17 protein-coding genes are annotated in these 20,411 nt (G+C 30.6%); 5 read left to right on the top strand and 12 right to left on the bottom strand.

Going from position 1 to position 20,411, the window contains the following annotated elements:
* The first annotated feature begins 21 nt into the window (after positions 1-21).
* Complete coding sequence (locus AWE51_RS21585; protein WP_066318116.1) at positions 22-2,226, top strand: RICIN domain-containing protein; 2,205 nt, start codon at positions 22-24, stop codon at positions 2,224-2,226.
* A gap of 72 nt (positions 2,227-2,298) precedes the next feature.
* Here AWE51_RS21585 and AWE51_RS21580 read toward each other — a convergent pair whose 3' ends face one another.
* Positions 2,299-3,507 (bottom strand): RsmB/NOP family class I SAM-dependent RNA methyltransferase, encoded by a 1,209-nt coding sequence (locus AWE51_RS21580; RefSeq protein WP_066318114.1) that lies wholly within the window; start codon positions 3,505-3,507, stop codon positions 2,299-2,301.
* 78 nt (positions 3,508-3,585) lie between these two features.
* Here AWE51_RS21580 and AWE51_RS21575 point away from each other — a divergent pair, with 78 nt between their 5' ends.
* Positions 3,586-4,650: a WD40/YVTN/BNR-like repeat-containing protein gene (locus tag AWE51_RS21575; RefSeq protein ID WP_066318112.1), complete on the top strand. Its 1,065-nt coding sequence runs from the start codon at positions 3,586-3,588 to the stop codon at positions 4,648-4,650.
* 50 nt (positions 4,651-4,700) lie between these two features.
* Here the strand turns inward: AWE51_RS21575 and AWE51_RS21570 are convergent, their stop codons facing one another.
* The 9 genes from AWE51_RS21570 to AWE51_RS21530 all read right to left on the bottom strand — a co-directional run bounded on the left by AWE51_RS21570 (position 4,701) and on the right by AWE51_RS21530 (position 14,975).
* Positions 4,701-5,150: a hypothetical protein gene (locus tag AWE51_RS21570; RefSeq protein ID WP_066318949.1), complete on the bottom strand. Its 450-nt coding sequence runs from the start codon at positions 5,148-5,150 to the stop codon at positions 4,701-4,703.
* 10 nt (positions 5,151-5,160) lie between these two features.
* Entirely contained in the window at positions 5,161-5,691 is a 531-nt protein-coding gene (locus AWE51_RS21565; protein ID WP_066318111.1) for a hypothetical protein, read from the bottom strand.
* 31 nt (positions 5,692-5,722) lie between these two features.
* On the bottom strand, positions 5,723-6,250 hold the full coding sequence (locus tag AWE51_RS21560; RefSeq protein WP_449371665.1) for an RNA polymerase sigma factor: 528 nt from the start codon (positions 6,248-6,250) through the stop codon (positions 5,723-5,725).
* A 1,494-nt stretch (positions 6,251-7,744) separates the two neighbouring features.
* On the bottom strand, positions 7,745-9,571 hold the full coding sequence (locus AWE51_RS21555) for an ABC transporter ATP-binding protein (protein WP_066318106.1): 1,827 nt from the start codon (positions 9,569-9,571) through the stop codon (positions 7,745-7,747).
* Between the two features lie 28 nt (positions 9,572-9,599).
* The gene (locus AWE51_RS21550; RefSeq protein ID WP_066318103.1) at positions 9,600-11,330 is read right to left on the bottom strand and encodes a phospho-sugar mutase; all 1,731 of its coding nucleotides are present in this window, start codon (positions 11,328-11,330) and stop codon (positions 9,600-9,602) included.
* Between the two features lie 102 nt (positions 11,331-11,432).
* On the bottom strand, positions 11,433-12,380 hold the full coding sequence (locus AWE51_RS21545; RefSeq protein ID WP_066318101.1) for a glycosyltransferase family 2 protein: 948 nt from the start codon (positions 12,378-12,380) through the stop codon (positions 11,433-11,435).
* 233 nt (positions 12,381-12,613) lie between these two features.
* Positions 12,614-13,183: an RNA polymerase sigma factor gene (locus AWE51_RS21540; RefSeq protein WP_066318098.1), complete on the bottom strand. Its 570-nt coding sequence runs from the start codon at positions 13,181-13,183 to the stop codon at positions 12,614-12,616.
* A gap of 495 nt (positions 13,184-13,678) precedes the next feature.
* On the bottom strand, positions 13,679-14,206 hold the full coding sequence (locus AWE51_RS21535) for a DUF4199 domain-containing protein (RefSeq protein ID WP_066318096.1): 528 nt from the start codon (positions 14,204-14,206) through the stop codon (positions 13,679-13,681).
* A 166-nt stretch (positions 14,207-14,372) separates the two neighbouring features.
* A complete protein-coding gene (locus tag AWE51_RS21530; RefSeq protein ID WP_066318094.1) occupies positions 14,373-14,975 on the bottom strand; it encodes a DUF4199 domain-containing protein in 603 nt (200 codons plus the stop codon).
* Between the two features lie 217 nt (positions 14,976-15,192).
* Here AWE51_RS21530 and AWE51_RS21525 point away from each other — a divergent pair, with 217 nt between their 5' ends.
* The 3 genes from AWE51_RS21525 (at position 15,193) to AWE51_RS21515 (ending at position 17,397) form a co-directional block, all read left to right on the top strand.
* Entirely contained in the window at positions 15,193-15,675 is a 483-nt protein-coding gene (locus tag AWE51_RS21525; RefSeq protein WP_066318093.1) for a hypothetical protein, read from the top strand.
* A 125-nt stretch (positions 15,676-15,800) separates the two neighbouring features.
* The gene (locus AWE51_RS21520; RefSeq protein ID WP_066318090.1) at positions 15,801-16,052 is read left to right on the top strand and encodes a type B 50S ribosomal protein L31; all 252 of its coding nucleotides are present in this window, start codon (positions 15,801-15,803) and stop codon (positions 16,050-16,052) included.
* Positions 16,053-16,224: 172 nt separating this feature from the next.
* Positions 16,225-17,397, top strand: coding sequence for a GlmU family protein (locus tag AWE51_RS21515; RefSeq protein ID WP_066318082.1), 1,173 nt, complete (start codon positions 16,225-16,227; stop codon positions 17,395-17,397).
* Positions 17,398-17,471: 74 nt separating this feature from the next.
* Here the strand turns inward: AWE51_RS21515 and AWE51_RS21510 are convergent, their stop codons facing one another.
* Both AWE51_RS21510 and AWE51_RS21505 read right to left on the bottom strand, forming a co-directional pair.
* Complete coding sequence (locus tag AWE51_RS21510; protein ID WP_066318080.1) at positions 17,472-18,569, bottom strand: YajG family lipoprotein; 1,098 nt, start codon at positions 18,567-18,569, stop codon at positions 17,472-17,474.
* 104 nt (positions 18,570-18,673) lie between these two features.
* The gene (locus AWE51_RS21505) at positions 18,674-20,311 is read right to left on the bottom strand and encodes an ABC transporter substrate-binding protein (protein ID WP_394332240.1); all 1,638 of its coding nucleotides are present in this window, start codon (positions 20,309-20,311) and stop codon (positions 18,674-18,676) included.
* Positions 20,312-20,411 lie beyond the last annotated feature (100 nt).

Raw genomic sequence — 20,411 nt, 5'->3', positions numbered from 1 at the left:
ATACTAATCACAATAAAAAATATGAAAACCCCATTTCGCACAAAATTTAAGATCACATTCCTAATTTCAATATTCTTACTTACTTTATCTCATATTAACGCACAAAGGATTGGTGATCCAGGATGGACCTTTGACGTTTCTAAAAATGATAGTGATTATCCAAAAATGGAACGATGGTCAAAAGTAGGAGTCCGAGGAGGAATTCCGCTAAGAACAGAGTTACCTGTAATAGAAAGACTTGGTCCTGGCACAGATATTCAAAAAGCAATTGATAGAACGAGCACCAAAGGAGGCGGTGTCGTATTTTTAGAAAAAGGAATTCATATCCTTAACAAGGAGATAAGAATGAAAAGTGGTGTTATTCTTAGAGGTATACCAGGACAAAGTATTGTTAGAGTAACTCTAAGAGGAACTAATGATAAATATGCAATTATTTTTGATAAGGTGTCCAAGGCAGGGTTAGAAGATTTAAAATTTACTTTTCCCGTATCCAATGCATCACCTCAAGATGATCGTAATAATCCAACCAATAAATGGTGCAGGAGATGTCATGAGAATGATCCTAATGGAATTAAAAATTTATATGTGACTTTTGTTCGGATAGAGAATGATTCTAATGATAATTGGGTAGATAATTGTGAGTTTATTGAAGCCGGTACTAATCCTATTAAAGTAGATGGTAATTATAATACGTTTAGAGATAATCTAATAGATGGTTCTTATAACAAAGGTGGAGGAGGAGAAGGATACTACGACGTTAGAGGACATGATAATTTATTTTATAATGAAACTGTAAAAAGAATTCGTCATTTTGCCATTCAACAAGGAGCGGATCATAATGTTGTGTTTGATTGTAATTTTGTGAATACAGATATTAATTTCCATAATAAAGATGATGGCAATAATCTTATCGAAAAAAACAAAATAACCATACAACGTTGGAGAAGTTGGGGAGCCTTTGCTACAGGGGGAGCGCAGTATGGTCATAAGCCTCCGGGTCCAAATAATATAATATACAACAATACCACCGATGTGAAAGGTAAAGTTGGAGAGTTTGGAGGATCAGATAAAGTTTTTATTTATAACAATTTTGGTAATCCTAAAGTACTTAGGTCTGTAAGACCAAAAGGAGGAATTTTATATGCGATTAAACATATAGGTAATGGAAACAATAATCAACTTCCTACTGTAGTATTTAAAACACTTAAAAATGGAGATCAATTTGCCGTTGGTACCGATTTGAAACCTATAATTCTAGCGGACGATAAAGATGGAAATGTTGCCAATGTGAAACTATACATTAATAATAATTTTATTAGACAAGAAACTCATGCTCCTTATGAATGGGGACATTTAGAAGATAAGGATGCTAAGTTAAAAAACTTGTCGTCAGGAACTTATAAGTTAAAGGCAATAGCAGAAGATAATAAAGGAGGTAAAAAAGAAAAACAAATAACAATTACCATTGGAAATCCTATTGCTACTGGGAGAGAATCGGTAAATGGAGTTTTTACAATTAGGAGTAATGCTAATAATGAAAATGTAATGTCACCGAGTTGGGATAATTTTAATGTAAGAATGTATTCTAGCGCAAAAGTATTTAGTGACCACAAATGGGAATTTAAACATCTATCAGATGGAAAACATACTGTGCGAAACATTGGTACAGGAAGGTTTTTAGAGGTTTATAAGGGTGAATGCGGAAATAGAAAAAATGTAAATACTTGGACTAGCCCAAATTCAGACCACCAAAAGTGGTATGTTGAAAAATATAATGATAGTTATTTCCTAATTCCTGTTCATTGCGAAGATCAAGCTCTGGATAAGAATAATGAAAATGGTGCGAATGTTCATACCTGGACAAAAACATTAAATAATAAAAATCAACAATTTGATTTAATATCTGTTAGTAAAAATGATGAAAATGCAACCGTAACTCCAAATAATGTTAATATTGAATCTAACAAAGAATTTAGTTTAACGATATTTCCTAATCCTGTTACAAATACATTAAAATTAGCATTAGATAATTTCATGGGGCAAACCTTACGGTATACTATATTTAGTCCTGTTACAGGAAGTAAAATATATACAAATACTGTAACAAAAGACCATGGCACTACCGAACTGATCCATGTTGGTAATTTAGAAACAGGACTATATGCTATACGGCTTAAAACAGAAAACAATTATGAATTTATTCACCGATTTGTAGTCCATCGATAAAATATAGGATAAGAATTATGGCCTATTTACAATTTCAAAATTAGTAAATAGGTCAATTTAATGTATTTGATGTTACTTTTTTTCTAATAATGCCATGTAAAATCCATCAAAGCCAGATTTGTGAGCAAGAATTTTTTTGTCTTTGATTAAGGTAAAATCTTGGCCAATTTCTGTAGAAAGAAATTTTTTCACTTGATCCTGATTTTCAGAGGGCAGGATAGAGCATGTTGCATAAACAAGTTTCCCTCCGGATTTAACGATTTTAGAATAACTTTCTAGTATGTCTGATTGCGTTTTTCTTATGTTATCTAAAAACTCAGGTTGTAATTTCCATTTTGCATCAGGATTTCTTCTAAGTATACCCAAACCACTACAAGGAGAATCAATTAATACACGATCTGCTTTGCCGTGAAGTTTTTTGATATCTTTTGTTCCCGTAATTACTCTAGGTTCTATATTATGTGCACCTGCTCTTTTGGCTCTTCTTTTTAGCTCTTTTAATTTATTTTCATAAATATCCATAGCTATGATTTGTCCTTTGTTTTGCATTAAAGCAGCAAGATGAAGTGTTTTTCCTCCTGCTCCGGCACATGTATCTACTATACGTTGTCCTGGTTGAACATCTAAATAATCGGCAACTAGTTGAGAAGATGCATCTTGTACTTCAAACATTCCGTTTTTAAAAGCTTCTGTAGAAAACACATTTGTTCTTTCTACAAGTTTAAGAGCATCATTATGACCTTTAATAAATTCGGTATCAATATTCTCGTCTTCAAGAATACTTCTTAGTTTATCTCTTGATATTTTTAAAGTATTAGCACGTAAAATTACAGGAGCTTGTTCATTTAATGCGTGGATTTCTTGATCCCATGCTTTTTTCAATTCCTGCTCTCCTAGTTCGTCCATCCAATCAGGAATAGATTCTTTGAACTTTCTTATCTTACTAAGTTCATCAAATTTACCCTTAATTCGTCGAGTTGGAGTTGGTTCAATTTGTTTCCAATCGGGCAGGGGAATACCTCGTAAAGTGGCCCATACAGCAAAAATCCGCCATAAGTTATCTCTATTAAAAGGCTCTTTTACTTCGGCAATTTCAGCATACAGACGTTTCCATCTTACAATTTCATACACAGTTTCAGCAACAAAACCACGATCACGTGCGCCCCATCTTTTATCTCTCTTTAATAGTTTTTGAACAACTTTATCTGCATATGCTCCTTTGTTGAATATTTCATTCAATCCATCTATAACAGCAAAGACAAGGTTTCTATGTAAACGCATGGTATTGTTTTTTTTAAGGTGTGCAAAGGTATGTCTTTGTTGGGAAATACAATTATATTTGGTTAAAATTATTAATTAATGAAATACACGATTATTTTTATATTGGTTTTAGGTTCTATGTGCTGTACTAGTCAAGAAAATAATAATATTCATGATTTTACTCGGGTTAAAATTGATATGATTCTTGAAGATTCAATAAGTATACGCGCACTGGATATATATAATGATACGTTGATAGGATTTGGATATAATAAAGGATATGGATTTATTAATCTAAAAACGAATTATCATGAATTAATAGAATTTGAAATTTCTGAGAAGACTAAAAATGAAAACAATTGGATTACAGAGCAACGTGCAGTAGGTTTTAATAATTCATCTTTTTTTAGTTTGGGTATTGGCTCTCCTGCAAGGATGAGAAAAATTGACCTGATTACTAAAGAGGAAAAAATAGTGTATACAGAAACTCATGATAAAGTGTTTTATGATGCTATGCTGTTTTGGAATGAAAATGAAGGAATTGCAATGGGAGACCCCACAGAGGATTGTTTGTCGATCATTATAACTAAAGATGGTGGTGAAAATTGGACAAAGATTTCTTGTAATGATTTACCAAAAACGGAAGAAGGAGAAGCTGCTTTTGCAGCAAGTAACGGAAATATTAGTAGTGTAGGGGATAACACTTGGATACTATCAGGAGGTATGAAATCAAGAGTGTTCTATTCACCAGATAAAGGTGCACATTGGGAGGTATATAATACTCCTTTAATACAAGGAACTTCTACAACAGGAGGATATGCTATTCATTTTTATGATAAAGATAATGGAGTAATTTTTGGCGGAGACTACACAAATCCTACTAAAAATTTACAAAATAAAGCTATTACTGTTAATGGCGGAAAAACTTGGAGTTTGATAACTCAGGATAATGGACCTGGTTATAAAAGTAGTGTGCGATATATTCCTAATAGTAATGGACAAAAATTGGTTGCTATCGGTTTTACCGGTATTTCAGTATCAAATGATTTTGGAAAGAATTGGGTCGAATTAAGCAAGGAAGGCTTTTATACATTACGCTTTATTTCTAATACTACTGCGATAGCCGCTGGTAAAGGAAGAATAGCTAGATTGATATTCGATTAATTTTTGGATCTAACATTAAATGCATTTGATGTAGAGAAAAGAAAAAGAGGCTAATTGCCTCTTTTTCTTTTCTCTTTAATTTTTTCGAGTATTCTTTTATTAAAATCTGTTTCAGCTTTTATTAATTTTAAAATCTTTTTACTAGAAATTACTTTTTTGAGATCTGTAAGAAGTTTTTTACGAGAAAGATGTTTTTGCTCTTCTAATTTGAAATGATTATCTAAATATTTTGTAGCTTCTTCATCACTAAGATCTTGCTGGTTTGCATTAACCTCTTTTAGAGCTCTTATGATTTTACGTTTTTGCATTCGTAATTTTGATATCGTTTCTTGATGAGCATTATATAATGGCCAGAATTCCTGTGCTTCTGTACTAGATAATTCTAGTTTCTCAGTTATATATGCTACTTTGAATGCTTTTACTTTTTCTCTAGATCCCTTTTGAGCAAAGGAAATGTTAGAAATAAGTATAATACATGTAAGTAATAGTATCTTTTTCATGTTTAAACAATTATTCGGTAAATATAATTTCATTTTCTAAATCTTCTTCAGATAAATAGTCTAGTAAGTTATCATGGTTACCTAGCTCATCCTCAAAAGTTTGTATGTAGTTAATGTCCTCATCTAATAAACCTGCTATATCCGTAGTACTTAATTCAATATTTTCTTCATTTAAATATTCATAAATAGCCGTCATTTCAATAGTATCAAAATCTAGAGGTGATTTTTTAGTAATAGAGATAGATAAAATTAAGGCTATCATAGCCGCTACTCCTGATACGTATATAATATTTTTAGTTGATATTAAGTTCCTTAATTTGCTTTTTGGTTTAGGTGCAATAGTTTTTTGTAAAATAGTATCATGTGCTGATATAAAATAGTCATCAGCAACTTTAAAACCTGAATCCATTTTTTTTAGTGTTGAGGTTTTTTGTTTTTCACTAAGAGCTATTTTTTCTAAAAGTCTATGGTTGAAACTTTCAAAATAGTTTTCTGGTGTTTTAAATCCACTATCGTTTTTATGTGTTTTTTTGTCTTTCACTATATATATGACTTAAAAGATATAAAAAGGTTTAATCGTCTCTTAAAAAAGCTTCAATTTTTTTTGTAGCAATATGATAGGATGCTTTGAGCGCCCCTTCGCTAGTTTCTAGAATTTCTGAAATTTCTTTGTATTTTAATTCTTGAAAGTATTTCATGTTGAAAACTTGTTGTTGCTTTTGTGGTAAAGAGGCAATAGCCATTTGTAATTTCATTTGAATTACATTTCCTTCAAAATATACATCTGTTTCCAAATTTTGAATTAGTTGTTGACTTAGTTCTTCATTACTAATATTATACCTTTTGGCTTTTTGAGTCAAAAAGGATATAGATTCATTTGTGGCTATCCTATATAACCATGAATATAATTTACTGTCACCTTTAAATTTTTTTATGCTTTTATAAACCTTAAGAAATACATTTTGTAATATATCATCTGCGTCAGCATGATTCTTGACCATATTACGGATGTGCCAATACAATCGTTTATGATATATCGTCACTAGTTTAGTAAATGCCTTATCAATGTCCTTATCTGACTGTAATGCAATTAGTAAAATTTTTTCTTCTTCGGTATCCAAATACAATTAATTTAAAGGATGTACAGGTTAGACTAATTTAATTAAAAAAGGTTTAATTGAATATAGTAAATAAACTAAATCACAATTATTGTAAGAATTTGTAAGAATTAAATAAATAATAAAGATTAAACGAATATTTATATAGATAAAAAGCATTTTTATTTGGATAATTAAAAATAAGTAGTATCTTTACAGTGTAATAAAGAATTAATATTTTCATTCTCCCCAAGATGAAAAAGTTTTAATAAAAGTGAGTTTTAATTTTAGAGTAAGCCCCTAAATTAAGATGATTTGTGTGAAGAGAAAGAGTGCGAAAGCACTCTTTTTTTATGGTTATACCATAATGTCATATAGTCTTGTGTTTTTATAAAAGTAGGAAATAGACTACTATTTTTGTTAATATTTGGTTGTAATCTTTATTAAAACGCATTTATTTTGGATAAAAAGCATTTTTTATTTGGATAATTAAAAATAAGTAGTATCTTTACAGTGTAATAAAGAATTAATATTTTCATTCTCCCCAAGATGAAAAGTTTTTAATAAAAGTGAGTTTTAATTTTTAGAGTAAGCCCCTAAATTAAGATGATTTGTGTGAAGAAAAAGAGTGCGGAGGCACTCTTTTTTGTTTTCGTGTATTTTTAAGTAAGTAAGAAAAGTATTACTTTTATTAATGATAAAGTTAATGTTTACAGATGAAATGTTATATTTTTAGATAAAATACATTTTTTATTTGGATAATTGAAAATAAGTAGTATCTTTACAGTGTAATAAAGAATTAATATTTTCATTCTCCCCAAGATGAAAAGTTTTAATAAGAGTGAGTTTTGATTTTAGAATAAGCCCCTAAATTAAGATGATTTGTGTGAAGAAAAAGAGTGCGGAGGCACTCTTTTTTGTTTTTGCATATTTTTTAATAAGTAAGAAAAGTATTACTTTTATTAATGATAAAATGAATTTTTACAGATGAAATGTTATATTTTTAGATAAAATACATTTTTTATTGGGATAATTGAAAATAAGTAGTATCTTTACAGTGTAATAAAGAATTAATATTTTCATTTCCCCCAAGATGAAAAGTTTTAATAAGAGTGAGTTTTGATTTTAGAATAAGCCCCTAAATTAAGATGATTTGTGTGAAGAAAAAGAGTGCGGAGGCACTCTTTTTTCGTTTACAGTATTTTAATAATTTAAAATTTGTAAGAAAATACCTATAAAAATTGTGTTTATTGATGTATTTATTAGATTAAATCTATTTTTTTTAGATAAAATACGTTTTTTGTTTGTGTAATTAAAAATAAATAGTATCTTTACAGTGTAATAAAGAATTAACGCTTTCATTCTCCCCAAGATGAAAGCTTTTAATAAGAGTGAGTTTTAATTTTTAGAGTAAGCCCCTAAATTAAGATGATTTGTGTGAAGAAAAAGAGTGCGGAGGCACTCTTTTTTGTTTTGTAAATATTGATTTACCTGTGTTTATTGATCAAAAGATTGCATTGTTACTAATTTTTGATAGACCCCATTTTTGGATATAAGCTCTTCATGAGTTCCTTTTTCAACTATTTTTCCTTTTTGCAATACAACGATTAAATTTGAATTTTGTATAGTAGATAGTCTATGGGCAATAACTATACTTGTTCTGTTTTTCATCATGTTTTCTAGAGCCGATTGTACCAATCGCTCACTTTCTGTATCTAAAGCAGAAGTAGCTTCATCTAGAATCATTATAGGTGGATTTTTTAGGACTGCTCTTGCGATTGATAATCGTTGTTTTTGCCCACCACTTAATTTATTACCACTATCTCCAATGTTGGTCTCAATTCCTTTAGGTAATTCTTTTACAAACTCCCAAGCATTAGCAACCTTAAGAGCTTCTATTATTTCTTTATCTGTTGCATTTTCACGTCCTATCAATAAATTCTTTTTAATTGTATCATTAAAAAGAATTGAATCTTGTGTTACAAGGCCCATTAGATCTCGTAACGATTTCTTTGTAAGGTTTTTAATGTCAAAGTTGTCAATCTTAATACTTCCTTTATTCACATCATAAAAACGAGTAACTAAATTGGCAATAGTGGATTTACCACTTCCGGATTGTCCAACAAGGGCTACAGAACTTCCTTTAGGAACTACCAAAGAAAAATCATTAAGAACATATTCATCTTCATATTTAAACGAAATATTCTCTAAAGATATATCTGTTGTAAAGTCTACTTTATGTGTAGCATCAGGTTTATCCTCTAAAGGTGAAGATGCATTTAATATTTCAAGAACACGCTCTGCCGCGGCATTACCTCGTTTCACACCATAACTGGCCTTAGAAATTGCTTTGGCTGGTGTGAGAATATTATAGGCCAGTCCCATGTAAACAATAAACAAACCTGGAGCTAAAGATTTTTCTATTAACACCATTTGTCCACCGTACCATAATAATATCGCAATAACAGTAATGCCTAAAAATTCACTAGTTGGAGATGCTAAGTTTTGGCGATTTGCCAATGAGTTTCCATATTTAAAAAACCTAGTAGTAGATTCTTTAAATTTACCACCAAAGATATGCTCTGCATTAAATCCTTTAATAACCTTTAAACCTCCTAGGGTTTCTTCAATGATGCTTAAGAAATAGCCTTGCTCTTTCTGCACATTATCTGAATGTTTTTTTAACTTTTTACCAATAAGAGAAATTAAAAAACCAGATACAGGTATAAATATGAATACAAATATGGTAAGTTTAAGGCTTATCAATAACATTGCAAATATGGTAAACAGAATCATTAAAGGTTCCCTTACTATAAGTTCTAGTATAGATAAAAATGAATGTTGTATTTCTAGAACATCAGTAGTAATTCTTGCAATAGTATCTCCTTTTCTTTTTTCAGAAAAGTAGGAGAGTGGTAAATCCATAGTTTTCTCATAAAGCTCTTCTCTAATATCTTTTAAAACACCATTTCTTAAAAATGTTATAAAATACATAGCCATATAGCTAAATATATTTTTCAGAAAAAACATACTAATAACAAGAATTACCATAAAAATAAGTACGTCCTGATTCCCTTCTTCGGCTTTTTGAGTGACAAAAAAATTGAGGTAATTTTCTGAGTATTCTTTCACTTTAAGGATACCTTCCCATTTAGGTTCTACTTTTACAGGTACAGTATTACCAAATAATACATTTAGCATAGGAAATAAAGATACCATTGCTAATGTACCAAAAAGTGCATAGAAAATATTAGAAATTATATTTAGTATAGCATAGATTCTATAAGGTCTCGCAAAGCGAAGAATTTGTTTAAAGTAATTCATTAATTATTTGTAATGGCCAAGCCATTGGTTAAGTTAAATTTAAATCTTTCTTAATGGCGACTATTTTGTCATCCAATTGTTGTTGTGTATTTTCGAAGTCATCGATAGTCGTTAATGCTCCCTGAACACTCATGTAAAATTTGATTTTTGGTTCTGTTCCACTTGGTCGAGCAGCTATTTTACTCCCTTCTTCTGTATAAAATATAAGTACGTTTGATTTAGGGACATCGATACTTTTTTCGGTATGATCTTGAATATTTGTAGCAATACTAGTTTGGTAATCTTCAATTAATACAACCTTTTCTTCATTGATAAATTTAGGTGGGTTATTTCTTAAATCAATCATCGTCTTTTTGATTTCTGCAGCACCATCAATCCCTTTTTTTACTAAGGATACTAAGTTCTCTTTATAGAAACCATGTTTAACGTATAAATCAAGTAGAGTGGTATAGAAAGAACTACCTTTTGATTTGGTAAAAGCAACAATTTCACATGCCAATAAGGTAGAGGTAACGGCATCTTTATCTCTAACAAAGTCCCCGACCATAAAGCCAAAACTTTCTTCGCCACCACCAATAAAATGCTGTTCAGGAAAGTCTTTTATGAGCTTTGCAATCCATTTAAAACCAGTTAATACCTCTTTGTATTCAACACCATATGCATTTGAAAGACTTCTCATCATAGGAGTCGAAACAATTGTAGAAGCTACAAACTCGTTACCGGATAATCCTTTCTTATTTTTGTAATGTTCTAGTAAGAACCATGTCATTACAATCATGGTTTGGTTACCATTTAGCAATTGTAACTCTCCTTTAGTATTGCGAACTGCAATTCCTAATCGATCACAATCAGGGTCTGTACCAATTACAATATCAGCGTTTACTTCTTTGGCGAGTTGCATAGCCATTGCTAACGCCTCTGGTTCTTCTGGATTTGGAGATTTTACAGTAGGGAAATTACCATCAGGAACTTCTTGTTCTTTTACAATATGTACGTTTTGATATCCTGCTTTTTTTAATGTTTCAGGAACAGCAGTAATAGATGTACCATGTAAAGAGGTAAAAACAATCGTTGTATTGTCTTTAGCTTCTTGATCTGCAGCAAAACTCCCGTTTTTAACACTTTGATCAATAAAAACAGAGTCTATTTCAGAATCTATTTTCTTAATAAGGCTTGTATTTGCCTGAAATTTTATATCAGAATATTGTAATGCATTTATTTCAGTAATAATTTCTCCATCTTGGGGTGGTACCAATTGCCCACCATCTTGCCAATATACTTTATAGCCATTATATTCTGGAGGGTTATGGCTTGCTGTTAATACAATACCACAATGGCAATCGAGTTCTTTTACGGCAAATGATAACTCTGGAGTGGGACGTAGGCTAGAAAATAGAAAAACCTTAATTCCGTTTGCAGAAAATACATCTGCTACTATTTGCGCTAGCGTGTCACTATTATGTCTACAATCATAAGCAATAACAGCTTTAATTTCTTCTCCAGTAAATTGTGTTTGTAAGTAATTACTTAATCCTTGTGTACTTTTTCCTAAAGTATATTTATTGATTCTATTGGTTCCAATCCCCATTACACCACGCATACCGCCGGTTCCAAATTCTAAATCTTTATAAAAACTCTCAGTTAACTCTTCTGAGTTTGTGTTTTTTAAATTTTCAATTTCCTCTTGAGTTTTCTTATCAAAAGTATCGGTTTGCCATTCACTGACTCTTTTATTAATTTCAGAAGCTACGACTTGCATGTTATATGGTTTTAAATTGCAAAAATACTATATAATTTCTAGGATAAATACTAAAAAAATGGGGTAATGCTTACTTGACAATGCTTAGTTTGTTTACCGAGATTATAAATGTATTTTTTCTGAGATGTTATATCTTTTTTTATCTCTTTTACTTGTTAATATAATTTCTCCCAGAAATCCTGCAAGAAAAAATTGTGTTCCTAATATCATTGCTGTAAGAGCAATATAGAATTCTGGTCTTTGTGCTATTAATCTACCTTTGGTTTCAATAAATAGTTTGTCTATTCCTAAATATAAAGCAAAGCAAAAACCTATAATAAACAATATGGTACCAATTAATCCAAAAAAGTGCATGGGTCTTTTACCAAAGCGGGACATAAACCAAATGGTGACTAGGTCAAGAAAGCCATTAATAAAACGACTCATTCCGAATTTTGTACTACCGTATTTTCTAGCTTGGTGAAGTACTACTTTTTCACCAATTTTAGAAAAGCCTTCATTTTTTGCTAAAACAGGGATGTATCTATGCATCTCGCCATGCACATCGATATTTTTAACAACAATATTTTTATACGCTTTAAGACCACAATTAAAATCATTAAGTTTTACTCCCGAGGTTTTTCGTGCAGCTGCGTTAAATAACTTTGAGGGTAAATTTTTAGCAATTACAGAATCATATCGTTTCTTTTTCCAACCCGAAATAAGATCATAGTTTTCGTTGACTATAAGATCATACATTTCAGGAATTTCTTCTGGATTATCTTGTAAATCGGCATCCATAGTAATGATAACATCACCTTGAGCTGCATCAAAACCTGCATGTAATGCTTGAGATTTTCCAAAGTTTTTAAGAAACCGTATTCCTTTTACATTGTTATCTTTTTCTGAGAGTTGGGTAATGGTACTCCAGGATTTATCGGTACTACCATCATCGATAAAGATAATTTCATAAGAAAAAGAATTGGATTGCATAACTTTTGCAATCCAATTGTATAATTCGCTAAGTGATTCCTGCTCATTAAGCAGCGGTATGACCACAGATATATTCATAGATAAATTTAAGATAAGCTTCTTTCTAGCACTACTATGATTTTGAATAACATCACAGACGTAAAACAAAAAAGAAACCAATATTCAAATATAGTAAAATGTTATAAGTTGGGATATGTACAGTTTCTTAATTTATGATCGATCTTTTATAATTAGCGAATACGTGCCCAATGGAGAGTTTAAGGTATAAACTGGTTTTTCATACTTTAATTAAGGTTTTTAGTTAAAGTTGTTTAAATATCTACCAATTCCTTATATAATGGATCTTTAGATATAGTTTGAATAAGCTCTTTTTTGGTTTCGCATTTCTTTTTCCGTACATATTTTTCGGTATATCCCATTGCTAATGATACTTCTTTACTGTTTTTTTCTTCAAAAAAAAGACTCCACAATTGTTTTGTACTGGTATGCAAAGTAGAAAAATAGGTGTTGAAGAGTTTTTTACGATCTTTTTGTTGTATTTGATCTGTTATCGCTGTTTGTGGATCTTTAAAATCATCGGCAAGGATATCGGCCATTAACCACTTTCGTTCTTTTCGTAAGCGGTTTAACCATAAGTTTTTGCAAACACCATAAAAATAGGCTCCAATAGTAGTACTTATTAATGTATCGTTTGATTTTAACTTTAAATACATTACCAATAGTGCATCCTGAAAAATATCCTCGGCATCTTCTTTAGATCCTCCTTTTTTTAGAATATGATTTTTTATGTAGGGTAAATGTTGACGATAAAATGAGGCTAAAGTAATTTCGTCTCCTAACATAATTCCGTCTATGATTTCTTGTTCACTTTTTAACGCCATAGTTTTAAGTTTACCTTCTTGAAATGATATAGTAGAAAAGCATCTTTTATTGAATTGATATAAAATTTAATGAGTTGCTTGTTCATCACAAATGTATAAGGAATACAATCAAAAACACAAGAGTAATAGGTCGTTTTTTATAAAATTAGACTTGCTTTTACATTGTGTTTTTCTGGTTAATAAATTGATTATTAAGGTGTTGGATTTTTGACTCAGTTTTGATTTTATATGGGGTTGTATTTTGTTTTCAACGAGGAAATTTCGTTGGATATATGGATAAACTTAACATAAAACTTGATCATAATACTCCAAAATGTAGATGATGGTATTAAGCTAAAATGGATATGATATGATAAAAAATGAAACCTGGATAAATACTGAAAAACGATATTGGTTTTTAATATACCAAATGAGAGATTTGTAAAAAGATTACAAAAAAAAATGGATTACATTTTCTTGTAATCCATTTTTATATTTTGATATGTAAGTGTGGGCTTAATGTAAATCTTGTTTTCTTTGCATCGCAAATCCCGCAATAACAGAAATGATAAGTCCCATAAATAGGTTCCATATTAATGCAAATGCAGAAATGATATAAGGCGAAGTGAATTTTTTAGCCATTTCTAAACTTTGATTTAGCTGTTCTTCTGGCATATCAGGAAAACGTTCTAACATTTGTTCACGTTGTACATCATTGATTTGGTCAACAATACCTGGTTCTATAACGTTCATTAGTAGAATGGTCCAAACCACACCAATAATTCCTCCAATAAGTGCAATACCAATACCTACTTTTATAGCTTCACCAAGTTTAAGAAATCCACCATTTACGGCTTTAAATGCCTTGATACCATATACAATAACACCCGCTATGATAGCCAAACCAATTACAGTATGTATCCAGTTTTGTTCGGCATATCCATCCATGATGTATATTACAACTCCCATTAAGACGGATAAGACACCTAGGATTATGCCATAATTAATAATAATTTTCTTAGTAGATGCTTGATCATTTTCCATTTGTTATGTGTTTTGATTATCTATACACCATAAGTATATAAAGATACTAAAATGTTACAATGTGATAATATAAATTAATATTATTGATTAGATAGAAGAAGTTTTGTTAGACAAAGAAGAATATCCAATTTTAATAAAATAAATAACTAGAATTACCTATTGCGTATTAAAACGGGTTTCTTTGTTTACGCATTATGATCCCTCCGATCAAGGTAATCAAAAATCCTAATATTAATGTTTCTATTAATGAATATAATACTTTTATGTATAAAGAGTTAAGTTTTTCGGCTACTGCCATACTTTGATTTAATTTTTCTTGAGATATATTGGGATTACTAGTTATTATTTGTTCCTGTCTCGTACTTAGAGCCTGCCCCATCATATCAGGTTCTATGATATTAAAAAGGAAGATTTTCCAAATAACAACAATTAAACCACCTAGTAATGAAACACCTAAACCTATTTTTATTGAATTGCTTAATTTTAAAAAACTATTATTAGCTAATTTATACGAATAAATTCCAGAGATTATTACACTAATAAGAATGATGGCGCTTATTAACGGCAAAAACCACTTTCCACTAATAATATTACCTGTTAAATAAATAATGATATTGTATAAAACAGACGTAATTCCAAGAATTACTCCAAATTTTAATATGTATTTTTTAATAGAAACATTTGATCCTTCCATAGCAGTAAGAATATTTACAATCTGTTCACAAATATAATAAAATGTTACAGTTTGATTGAAAAAAAAACACTTCATCGGGCTATTTCGTTATTTTATCGTATATTCGTTTTTGTATTACGGTAAAACCGTAGTTAAAAGAAGGTGTTAGCTAGTGTAATTACTAGGTTACTGTTAAAAAAAACAAAAATTATCAATTGTTTGATTTTGTGTTATTTAGGCTTAATCAATTTAAATTGAAATTAGGAATACCAAAATAGGATTATATAAAAATTTATTAACGAAACTATGAATTATGAAAAAACAATTACTTTTTATAGTTGGACTTTTTTTGCTTACCATAATTTCTTGTTCAAAAGAAGACTCCAGTGAAATTACAATCTCAGAAAAAGAAGATTTAGTCAAACAGACTTTAATAGAGTTTAATAATAGTGCGGTTAAAACAGGTAAATTGGATGATTTTACTAAAATAATATCTAGGAAATCATTTGAAAAAGATTTTACGACTATTCAATTAGAAGTTTTATTTCAAGATTTTCTTGGTGATCAAACTCAAGAATTTATTAATTTATACAATATTCTTATAGACTTGGAAATAACACCTGAGGAATTTTTTATAATTGCAAGTCAATTTGATTATCTCAGAATAAATTTAAGAATGAGTTTAAGTAAAGAGAGTAATTCTGATGCGTGTTCTATAGCCGCAGCAGGAGATTCATCAAGTATAATAAGGGCTATTCTTACTTGGGCTTATGAATGTGAATCTGAATCTGCGTAGTTATATGTTTAAATTTTGCTGTTGATTTTAGAATTGTAGATATTTTCACTTTCTTTACTTAAAAATATTTTGCAATTAAAAAAATAATTGTAAATTTGCAGCTCGAAAAATGAAAAGATAATACTATGCAAAAAGATATACACCCAGGAAATTATAGATTAGTAGCGTTTAAAGATATGTCTAACGATGATGTTTTTTTAACAAAATCTACAGCAGATACAAAAGAAACGTTAGAAGTTGATGGTGTTGAGTATCCTTTGATAAAATTAGAAATATCTAGATCTTCTCACCCTTTTTATACTGGGAAATCTAAACTTATCGATACTGCAGGGCGTATTGACAAATTCAAAAACAAATATGCTAAATTCAAAAAATAATTTAGCTTTACAATATCTTAAAAAGCCTTTCTGTTTAGAAAGGCTTTTTTTATGGTTTATATTTTTTACAAAAATTTATTTTACAAATAAAATAGCTAAACAGTATTCTTTTTAACATGAACGTCTTTATTTTTGCAGTAGTTCAGAATTATAAATTTTTTGAAATCAAATCATGAATTATATTCTTTTTGATGGTGCTTCACGTAATGCACTATTGCCTTTTACATATACCAGACCAGTAGCAGAAATACGAATAGGTATTTTAACGATAAGAGAAAAATGGGAAAAGCATCTGGGTTTTACTACATCTACCATAACAGAAGATTATCTTAATGCTAAATTTCCGATGGTGGAGTTAGAAGATAACGTAATGATTAATGCATCTTACTTGCCAACAAATCAACTTGTTGATCGCATTAAAGAACTTAAAACGGATCAAGCTATTTTTTGCAAAGATGAAGTAGTTGCTTTCTATGTTAAAGAAGGGCAAGAAGTAGATTTTGATAAGTATGATATATTACAATTTGAAGAAGAAACCTTGACTGTGCAGCACACGTGGGATATTTTCTCGAAAAATGAAGAAGCAATTCGTCAGGATTTTGATCTATTAACAAAAGATAGGGAGAGCGAACCCCTTTCAAGTTCAAATCATATATTAGGAGAAGAACAAATATTTTTAGAAGAAGGGGTTACTGTAGAATTTGCAACGCTTAACGCTAGTAATGGACCTATTTATATAGGAAAAAATGCAGAAATTATGGAAGGAAGCATGATTAGAGGCCCTTTTGCGTTATGTGAATCTGCAACCGTAAAAATGGGTGCAAAAATTTATGGAGGAACTACTATTGGACCACATTCTAAAGTTGGAGGAGAGGTTAATAATTCTGTAATTTTTGGATTTTCGAATAAAGGACACGACGGTTTTATAGGTAATTCTGTGTTAGGCGAGTGGTGTAATCTGGGTGCAGATACTAACACATCGAACCTTAAAAATAATTATGCACCAGTACGATTATGGAGTTATGAAACCGAAGGCTTTGCTAAGACAGGGCTACAATTTTGTGGTTTAATGATGGGAGATCATTCTAAATGCGGTATTAATACAATGTTTAATACAGGAACCGTTGTAGGTGTAAACGCAAATATTTTTGGTGGTGGATTTCCGCGTAATTTTATCCCAAGTTATAGTTGGGGTGGGAGCGCTGGTTTTACAACCTATTTAACCAGAAAAGCTTTTGAAGTAGCAAAAGTGGTGATGTCTCGAAGAAATCTTGAATTTAACGAACAGGAAGAGCAAATATTAGAACATGTTTTTGAAGAGACAAAACAATGGCGTAAAAATTAAAAATAGGATAATGCATAAAAAAAACGCCATCTGTCATAAATAGATGGCGTATGGTATTTGGTATGTAAAAAGCGTTATTTTGTAAAGTGATACTCGGTAGTTACATTAAAATCAAAGTCTGTACCTTTTATAATTAGATTATTTCCATCGAGTACTGTAATTCCACTAAAGTAAAAGAGACTTCCCGTATCCTCTATATAATTGTCTTCAGTATTATCTTCAAAATAGATTGTTTTATTTTCAAATTCTATAAGATTTAACTCACTACCTTCTTCATTATATGCCCAGAAGCCTGTTGATGTTTCTTTAGATCCAAATTCATCAATATAAGGTTCGTTTACAATACTACAACCTGATTGACTCTCTGAGAATAAAAAGTTTTGTTTTTGAAAAGAAAGATCCGTTAGGGTATAAGTGCCGTCTTCTTTTAGTGTTAGTAGTATTTCAGTTGAAGCATAACACCAACCTTCACTTTCAGGAACTTCAATAGTTTCTTGATTATTACAAGTTATAGTTTCGGGACCTTCACAAAAATTAATACTTCCAACAGGTATAGTTACCCCATTAGAGATTTGTTTGGTATAGTTCCATGTCCCTATTAAGTTGGAATTTCCACCCCAGGCTTCTACAACAACACAGACTTCTACGGGATTACTAATATTACCTTCAGTATCATAAATACATATTAAGTAGCAAAATTTACCTGGAGGAATTGAAGCATCAAAATCTACATCAATTGCTATCTCATCATCCATCATTTTAGTTGACTTCATTAGATTAATAGGACTTCTTGTAGCTCTTATAGCGGTTGAAGGAATATCAAGATAATCTGAAGCGATAGTGCCATCATTTGATCTTACCTGAAGATATGCTCCTGCAAAATTTTGAGGGGCGTCAAAGGTGATATCAAATCCGCTATTCAAAAATCCAGATTGATTGGTTTCATCAATAGCAAAAGGTATATTTCCGGTTGGAGTAGGAGCATTACCTGTAATTCTATTGGCGCCATCAACGGTTAAGCCTTGAGAAACCGAATTTGCTTCTAAAACCATATCTTCTATAGGATTTGGATCAACTTGATTAGGGTTTGAGTTTGGATTTTCGTCATCACTACTACAGGATATTACTCCTAAAAATAAAGATGCGAGCAAAATTAGGTTAATTTTTTTCATGAAATTTGGGTTAATTTAAATGTTAAATTTTAACTAATGAAAAGCGAATATAAGAAAAATGAATCGACAAAAAGCAAAAAATACAGCTGAAACACTTATTTGTTTTAAATTTTATTTAAACTTTTTTTCCATACCCGTTTTAAAATCAAGAAATTTTGCGGATTATTTGTAAGGCCTTTTACATTTTTTTGTGTAAAACGAACAACCTCGTCATAGTATAAGGGAACAATTGGAGCTTCAGAAATAATAATAGAATCCATTTTAGAATAGTGTTGCTCTCTTAGTTTGGTGTCTGTTATTAAAAAACTTTCTTCGTACAAGGAGTCAAAATAGTCATTCTTAAAATGTGTGTAATTGGGACCATTTGGAGTATGATTTTTACTATAGTAAGGTGATAAAAAATTCTCGGCATCTGGGTAATCGGCGATCCAACTCGCTCGAAAGGATTCTAGTTTTCCGGCCCATTTCTTTTGTCGTATAGTTGAAGAAGGCATCACATCAACTATAATTGTTAGCCCTACTTTTTCTAATTCTCTCTGAATAAACTCGCATATACTCTGGTAATTGGCATCAGTTGCAATTCTGATCATTGGTGTGTCGTTACCAGTCTCTTTTTTGTACCTATCAATAAGTTTTCGGGCCTTTTCTGGATTATATTCATATCCAGAGCGATTAGTAAATCCAGGAATACCTTTAGGAATAAAACCATTAATAGCAGGGATTCCAATACCATTTTTAAGGTACGTGATCATTTTTTCTCTATCAAAACCATGATTGATTGCTTTGCGAAGCAAAATAGACTGAATTTCTTCTTTTTCTGAATCTAAGTAAAATCCAAGGTACTCAGAATTTAGGTAAGGACCTTTACTAATATGTACCTGTTGTTTATATTGATCACGTAATTTACCACTCGGTGTTAGTAATTCATCTTTATACGAAGCATCAAGACTATTCAATAAATCAATTTTACCTTGCGCAAATTGTAAAAATTCACTCTGTTTATCAGGTAAAAAGGTTATGGCTACAGCTTCGAGGTAAGGAAGTTGTTTTCCGTTACTATCTTTTTCAAAATAAAGTTCGTTTTTTCGCAATACCAATTTTACATTTTCTTCCCAAAGCTTAAATTTAAAAGGACCTGTTCCTATGGGGTTTGAACGAAACTCATTTCCATAAAAGTTTACAATTTCTTTTGGTACTACAGAACAGTAACGCATACTCATTAAACCTAAAAAGGCAGGAAAGGGTTTCTTTAAACGTATCTCGAAAAGAGTATCATTAATAGCCTTGTAATTTTCTACACTTTTAAGTACCCAATTGCCTGGTGAGGCTACTTTAGGATCTATAAGTCTGTCAAAACTATATGCAAAATCTTTTGCAACTACAGTACGAGTACTGTCTTGAGTGTTAAATAATTTGTGTTTATGAAATTTTATATCGTTGCGTAGGGTAAAAGTGTACGTCAACATGTCTTTAGAAATCTCCCATTTTTTTGCAATATCCGGAATGATATGAAGAGAATCATCTAATTGTACAAGACTATTAAATAATTGATTGGTAGACCATATATTAGGAATATCTCTGGCAAATGCAGGATCTAAAGAACTTACATTATTATGGTGATTGTATCTAAATACAAGATGATCTTTATTATTTTGAGAGGATTTTTCGCAAGAAACTAAAGAAAACAGTGTATAAGTTATTGTTAAATAACGAATTATAAAAGTAAAATGCTTTGTTTTCAATTTTAGTAAACGAATTATTGTTGGTATATTTGCACGCTTAAAATTTAATCTTAAGATTAAGTTGCGTGGTAAATATAATGAGATTTCTACCTATGTCGAA

This window comes from Aquimarina aggregata (genome assembly GCF_001632745.1).
Classification (GTDB): domain Bacteria; phylum Bacteroidota; class Bacteroidia; order Flavobacteriales; family Flavobacteriaceae; genus Aquimarina; species Aquimarina aggregata.
The sequence above is the reverse complement of the archived record's forward strand: the minus strand, read 5'-3'. Positions and strand labels throughout refer to the sequence as shown.

Coding starts and splice junctions, on each gene's coding strand:
- AWE51_RS21585 (WP_066318116.1), top strand. CDS start 22: ATGAAAACCCCATTTCGCACAAAATTTAAGATCACATTCCTAATTTCA.
- AWE51_RS21580 (WP_066318114.1), bottom strand. CDS start 3,507: ATGCGTTTACATAGAAACCTTGTCTTTGCTGTTATAGATGGATTGAAT.
- AWE51_RS21575 (WP_066318112.1), top strand. CDS start 3,586: ATGAAATACACGATTATTTTTATATTGGTTTTAGGTTCTATGTGCTGT.
- AWE51_RS21570 (WP_066318949.1), bottom strand. CDS start 5,150: ATGAAAAAGATACTATTACTTACATGTATTATACTTATTTCTAACATT.
- AWE51_RS21555 (WP_066318106.1), bottom strand. CDS start 9,571: ATGAATTACTTTAAACAAATTCTTCGCTTTGCGAGACCTTATAGAATC.
- AWE51_RS21550 (WP_066318103.1), bottom strand. CDS start 11,330: ATGCAAGTCGTAGCTTCTGAAATTAATAAAAGAGTCAGTGAATGGCAA.
- AWE51_RS21545 (WP_066318101.1), bottom strand. CDS start 12,380: ATGAATATATCTGTGGTCATACCGCTGCTTAATGAGCAGGAATCACTT.
- AWE51_RS21540 (WP_066318098.1), bottom strand. CDS start 13,183: ATGGCGTTAAAAAGTGAACAAGAAATCATAGACGGAATTATGTTAGGA.
- AWE51_RS21535 (WP_066318096.1), bottom strand. CDS start 14,206: ATGGAAAATGATCAAGCATCTACTAAGAAAATTATTATTAATTATGGC.
- AWE51_RS21530 (WP_066318094.1), bottom strand. CDS start 14,975: ATGAAGTGTTTTTTTTTCAATCAAACTGTAACATTTTATTATATTTGT.
- AWE51_RS21525 (WP_066318093.1), top strand. CDS start 15,193: ATGAAAAAACAATTACTTTTTATAGTTGGACTTTTTTTGCTTACCATA.
- AWE51_RS21520 (WP_066318090.1), top strand. CDS start 15,801: ATGCAAAAAGATATACACCCAGGAAATTATAGATTAGTAGCGTTTAAA.
- AWE51_RS21515 (WP_066318082.1), top strand. CDS start 16,225: ATGAATTATATTCTTTTTGATGGTGCTTCACGTAATGCACTATTGCCT.
- AWE51_RS21510 (WP_066318080.1), bottom strand. CDS start 18,569: ATGAAAAAAATTAACCTAATTTTGCTCGCATCTTTATTTTTAGGAGTA.